Genomic DNA, 1472 nt, shown 5'->3' on the forward strand with positions numbered 1-1472 from the left:
GGGGCCGACTGCGCCGCCGCGAGGTCACCGTGTCGGCGCGGGGACGCGGTGCCGCCGCCCGCCCGAAGGAGATCAAGGTCTGGTTGCCCGGTGACCACCTCACCCGGGTCATTCCCCGCCCGTCGGCCGTCGCGCCCGGCGCCGCCCGCGGCGCGTTCACCCTGGTCGGTCCGGTGTGACCGGCCAGCCGGTGCGTACCCTGCTGCTCTGGTGCCCGGACTGGCCGGTGATCGCCGCCGAGATCGTCGACGGGGTGCCCGCCACCGGGCCGGTGGCCGTGCTGCACGCCAACCGGGTGGTCGCCTGCTCCGCGCAGGCCCGGGCGGAAGGGGTGCGCCGGGGCCTGCGCCGGCGGGAGGCGCAGGGTCGTTCCCCGCAGCTCACCGTGCTCGACCACGATCCCGGACGGGACGCCCGCGCCTTCGAGCCGGTGGTCGCCGCCGTCGAGGAGGTCGTCGCCGGCGTCGAGGTGGTACGCCCCGGTGCCTGCGCGCTGGCCGCCCGCGGCCCCGCCCGGTACCTCGGCGGTGAGGAGGCGGCCGCCGAACGGATCGTCGAGCAGGTGGCCCAGGCCTGCGCGGTGGAGGGCCAGGTCGGCATCGCCGACGGGGTCTTCGCCGCCGGGCTGGCCGCGCGCAGCGGCCGGATCGTGCCCCCGGGTGAAACCCCGCCGTTCCTGGCCGGGCTGCCGGTCGAGGCGCTCGGCCGGCCCGCCCTGGCCGACCTGCTGCGCCGGCTCGGCGTGCGTACCCTCGGTGACTTCGCCACGCTGCCCGCCGGTGACGTGCTGGCCCGGTTCGGGTTCGACGGGGCGCTGGCCCACCGGCTCGCCGGGGGGCGGGACGACCGGCCGCCGGCGGTCCGGCAGCCTCCCGTCGACCGGACGGTGACCGCCGAGTACGACGAACCGTTGGACCGCGTCGACGTGGCCGCCTTCGCCGCCCGCGCGCTCGCCGAGCGACTGCACGACCGGCTCGCCGCGTACGGCCTGGCCTGCACCCGGCTCGGCATCGAGGCGGTCACCGCGCACGGCCAGGAACTGCACCGGGTCTGGCGGCACGACGGCCTGCTCACCGCCGCGGCCATCGCCGACCGGGTCCGCTGGCAGCTCGATGGCTGGCTCTCCGGCAGTACCGGCCGTGCCGGAGCCCGTCCCGCCCGGCCGACCGCCGGGATCGTCCGGTTGCGACTGGTCCCGGACGGGGTGCTGGCCCGTTCGGGGCTGCAACCCGGGCTGTGGGGGGAGGCCGGCGAGGAGCGGGAGCGGGCACACCGCGCGTTGAGCCGGGTGCAGGGCATCCTCGGCCCGGAGGCGGTGGTCACCGCGGTGCTCGGTGGTGGCCGCTCCCCGGCCGACCAGACGCGCCTGGTCCCGTGGGGCGACGAGCGGCTCCCCGCTAGGCCCGGCCCGCCGCCGTTGTCCGGCGAACCCGTCGAGCGGTCGGGTGGCGTGGTGTCGGTGGGTGTGGCGC

1 protein-coding gene is annotated in these 1472 nt (G+C 78.3%); it reads left to right on the forward strand.

Annotation, left to right across the window (positions count from 1 at the left end; translation table 11 throughout):
* Positions 1 to 175: 175 nt before the first annotated feature.
* A partial coding sequence (locus tag E1182_RS30525) for a DNA polymerase Y family protein (protein WP_132271189.1) occupies positions 176 to 1472 on the forward strand: 1297 nt, incomplete at its 3' end.

The organism is Micromonospora sp. KC721 (genome assembly GCF_004348355.1).
Lineage (GTDB): Bacteria > Actinomycetota > Actinomycetes > Mycobacteriales > Micromonosporaceae > Micromonospora.